This is a genomic window from Xenorhabdus budapestensis, from assembly GCF_002632465.1.
Classification (GTDB): Bacteria; Pseudomonadota; Gammaproteobacteria; order Enterobacterales; family Enterobacteriaceae; genus Xenorhabdus; species Xenorhabdus budapestensis.
The window spans coordinates 32062-35542 of sequence record NZ_NIBS01000026.1 but is presented as its reverse complement, the minus strand read 5'-3'; the positions used below and the strand labels follow the sequence as shown (position 1 = coordinate 35542).

Here is a 3481-nt window from a genome sequence, read left to right as displayed (position 1 = left end):
ATCAATACGGTGAAGCTGAATAGTCGCCGCTTGCTCTTTAGAGGTTGGGAAAAATGCCCCACCGACTTCCGCAAACAGGTCGGTATCATCCTGCTGTGCTCTACAGTGTTCGCAATGGTTTATCCAGTGCTGTCTGCGCAGCCGTTGGCTGACCGCTTTGCGCAGGGTGTGATGAAAACCGGGCAGCACGCTGCGCACAATAGTGGGAATATCGGCGATATAAAACAGAAACGCCGGGCTGTCCTGCTCTGAGTAGTCCACTTCCGTGCCGGGTTCATCGCCGTTATCCGCCTCCAGTAGCTGGTGTCCGGACGGCAACATAAACGCCGTGACGGTGGTGTGTTCATGACAGTGCGGGCACGGCGTCCGGGTTTGGGCCAGATACCAGAATTCAGCGTGGACATTGTAGAACGGTAACCAGTTCATAAACGGGGTCGGGTCAAAACTGTGGTCGATATACCAGGTTTGGGCGGCCGCATCCCAGTGCGCGCCCAGCTTTCGTACCTTTTCGTATTCATCGTCGGGAACATTTAAATCAATCCGCAGCATGGGTCTTCCTTCATTATTAAATCGTTAACCCAATAAATTAGTCAGACTATTTAGCTAATTTTTACCAAAGCATAAAGAGTTTATTGCTGACCACCGCTAAAAAACGCCGCATCCTTGGCATTTTGGAACCCATCATAAGGTGAGTATTTATGCGCGGTAGCTTTTCGATATCCTGTTCTGTTTGTCTGCTGGGGCTGGCTGTGTGGTGTATGCCGCTGGCTCAGGCGGCCGAAAAAGACGAACTGGCGAGTGCAAAGCGTCTGATTGAGCAGGTGCAAATGGCACTGGAACGCGCAAATATCGCAGAAAATCAGTCTGATACTTTAAAACACCCTCGTTATGACTTTGATTATCAGCGCATCCAGGCTGATCTCAACACCATCAAAGCCGGCATCGATCACTATCTCACGCCTTCCCGCGACCAGCCCCATGAATCCGGCGCGTTATCCGGCCATTACCGTCAGGAAAACCCACAATGACTGACGCACAACGCAATGCCTTTGAAGTGGCCTCCGGGCACTTTGATATCACTTTTCTGTATCTGGTATGCGTCGGGTTTTTCCTGGCCACCTTGTTTTTCTGGGCGGCCTGGGCCGCGGTGGATGTCTGGCATGGCTGGGCGAATGAAAAAGTGCGTAATCAGACCCTCAGCCAGTTTGCCATCCGAACCGCGGTATTACTGGTCGTGGCTGTCTGGATTTTTGCCAGTTAATGCAGCGAACATAATGAAAAGGAACAGAGTCAATATGAAGCAAATTTTTACCGTCTGCCAGCGTATCAGCACAAGCCTGATGACACGGGTCAGTACGTTCATACTGTTATTCGGCCTTTCCTGTGGATCAGCCTGGGCCGATTTACCGGCTATCGAACCGCCTAAAAGTGGTGGCGGTGGCGGATTGCTGGGACAGGCGAAAGGGTACGCGCAGGATGGCATTGTGATTGGCGGGTTGATCCTCTCGGCGGTGGCGTTCTTTAAGGTTGCCTCGGCCGCCGTCGAAACCTTTTCCGAAGTGCGGGATGGCAAATCGACCTGGACCCAGTTTGGCGCCATCGTCGTGGTCGGCGTGGTGCTGTTGGTTGCCGTGATTTGGCTGCTGTCGAAATCGGCCAGCATTATCTTTTAAGGCCGTCACCATGCAGACGATCGCTTTCTTACCTGACCGTTTAAACGCCGAACCGGTGGTGTTTCGTGGGTTCACCACCCCTGAGATGGGACTGGCCGCATTGGCTGGGATCGTGCTTGGACTGGCCGTCAGTCTTCCCCTGCTCCCGTTAGCCGGTTGGGTCATGATCCCGACCGGCATGTTGGTTATGCCTTTGTTCCTGATAAGCCTGGGCGGGCGCTGGCTTACGCATGTTAAACGTGGCAAGCCGGAGAATTATCTCTGGCTGAAGCTGGAAGAGAAAAAACGCCGGTTGGGTATCGGTGATCCGGCATGGATTATTGCCGCTCAGGGCTGGTCGTTGCGCCGCAGCAGGAGAGTACGATGAGCCGGTTTCGTCATGCGGTGAAAAACCGGGATCAGCATATTCTGACCCTGCGAGTGGTGTGCGGCATTTTAGTGTTGATATTGCTGCTGAGCCTGACGGGCTGGATGGCTTCACCGCGCCATCTTACCATCCATCATCCGCCAGACTTACGCACCGGCAGCACGCGCCCGTGGTGGGAAGTGCCTGCGCCCAGCGTCTACAGCTTTGCCTTCTATATTTTCCAGCAACTGAATGCCTGGCCGAAAAACGGGGCACAGGACTATCCGGCCAAAATTTACGCTTTATCACCTTATCTGACGCCGGCCTGTCAGGATTTTTTACGGGAAGATGCCAAAACCCGTGCCGACAGTGCCGAGCTGCCCGACCGGGTGCGGGTGGTGTATGAAATTCCCGGCCGCGGCTATGGGACGCGCAGTGTGACGGTGCGTGACCGGGATAACTGGGTGGTCCGGCTGGATTTGGTGGCCGATGAATATTACCACGCCGAACCGGTCAAACGGGCACTGGTACGTTATCCGCTGAAAGTGGTACGCTGGGAAGGCGATGCCGAACGTAATCCCTTCGGGCTGGCACTGGACTGTTACGACGGAATGCCACAGCGGCTGGAAGCCATGCCGCAACCTTTGGAAGAGAAAAAGGGCGTGTTTCAATGAGAGGATATCTACCTGGCTGCCGTCGTATTTGGTTAGGACTGGTCAGCATATTGCTGTTCAGCGTGGGCGCAAAAGCTGATGAATTAATGAAATGGGAACGTATTCCATTATCCCTCTCACTCAAGGTGGGGCAGGAGCGGATAATTTTTGCTGACCGGAATGTCCGTGTCGGTTTGCCGCCGTCACTCAGTGATAAATTGCGGGTACAAAGTGCCGGCGGGGCGGTGTACCTGAAAGCCCACAATGCCTTTTCGCCAACCCGTCTGAAATTGCAGGACAGCGAAAACGGCGAAATCATTTTACTGGATATCACCGCCAGTAAAACGGGCGCAACGGAACCAGTGCGTATTGTTTACCCGGATGAAAAACAATCCCTTGCGACTGGAAAATCACAATCGCAAAGCAACGCCAAATTATTGGCACCCGTTCCGGTCGCCTTAACCCGTTATGCCGCGCAGCAACTGTATGCCCCGTTACGTACCGTCGAGCCAGTGGCCGGCATCCAGCCAGTGAATCTGCATCTGACCCCATCCATCACCACCCTCTACCCGTCAGAGCCGATAGCCATCTCTCCGCTGGCAGGCTGGCGATTACACCCTCACACGGTCATCGCGCTGAAACTGCGCAATACGGCTAAACGCACTCTCACCCTTGACCCACGAGCCTTACAGGGGAAATTTGTCGCGGCTACGTTCCAGCATCGTTGGCTGGGTGAAACGGGGTCGCCGGAGGATACGACGGTATTGTACCTCGTCACAAAAGGGCGGCCGGAGAACGCCTTTATCCCT

The 3481-nt window shown here is 54.3% G+C and carries 7 protein-coding genes; 6 read left to right on the top strand and 1 reads right to left on the bottom strand.

What is annotated here, in order from left to right:
* Positions 1-549, bottom strand: a 549-nt coding sequence (locus tag Xbud_RS21655; protein ID WP_099137092.1) for a DUF5710 domain-containing protein, incomplete at its 3' end; no start/stop codon positions are given.
* A gap of 149 nt (positions 550-698) precedes the next feature.
* On the opposite strand from Xbud_RS21655, the gene Xbud_RS21650 reads away from it, so the two are divergent.
* The 6 genes from Xbud_RS21650 to Xbud_RS21625 form a co-directional block, all read left to right on the top strand.
* Positions 699-1028, top strand: a complete 330-nt coding sequence (locus tag Xbud_RS21650; RefSeq protein WP_099137091.1) for an integrative conjugative element protein, RAQPRD family — start codon at positions 699-701, stop codon at positions 1026-1028.
* On the top strand, positions 1025-1261 hold the full coding sequence (locus Xbud_RS21645) for a TIGR03758 family integrating conjugative element protein (protein WP_099137090.1): 237 nt from the start codon (positions 1025-1027) through the stop codon (positions 1259-1261). Before Xbud_RS21650 ends, Xbud_RS21645 begins: the two co-directional genes overlap by 4 nt.
* Positions 1262-1340: 79 nt before the next feature.
* Complete coding sequence (locus tag Xbud_RS21640) at positions 1341-1673, top strand: TIGR03745 family integrating conjugative element membrane protein (RefSeq protein ID WP_244590010.1); 333 nt, start codon at positions 1341-1343, stop codon at positions 1671-1673.
* 10 nt (positions 1674-1683) lie between these two features.
* Positions 1684-2040 carry a TIGR03750 family conjugal transfer protein gene (locus Xbud_RS21635; RefSeq protein ID WP_099137088.1) on the top strand — a complete coding sequence of 119 codons (357 nt, stop codon included), beginning with the start codon at positions 1684-1686 and terminating at the stop codon, positions 2038-2040.
* Positions 2037-2693: a PFL_4703 family integrating conjugative element protein gene (locus Xbud_RS21630; RefSeq protein ID WP_099137086.1), complete on the top strand. Its 657-nt coding sequence runs from the start codon at positions 2037-2039 to the stop codon at positions 2691-2693. Before Xbud_RS21635 ends, Xbud_RS21630 begins: the two co-directional genes overlap by 4 nt.
* Positions 2690-3481: TIGR03749 family integrating conjugative element protein (locus Xbud_RS21625; RefSeq protein WP_099137084.1), on the top strand; the 792-nt coding region annotated here is incomplete at its 3' end. The genes Xbud_RS21630 and Xbud_RS21625, both read left to right, overlap by 4 nt.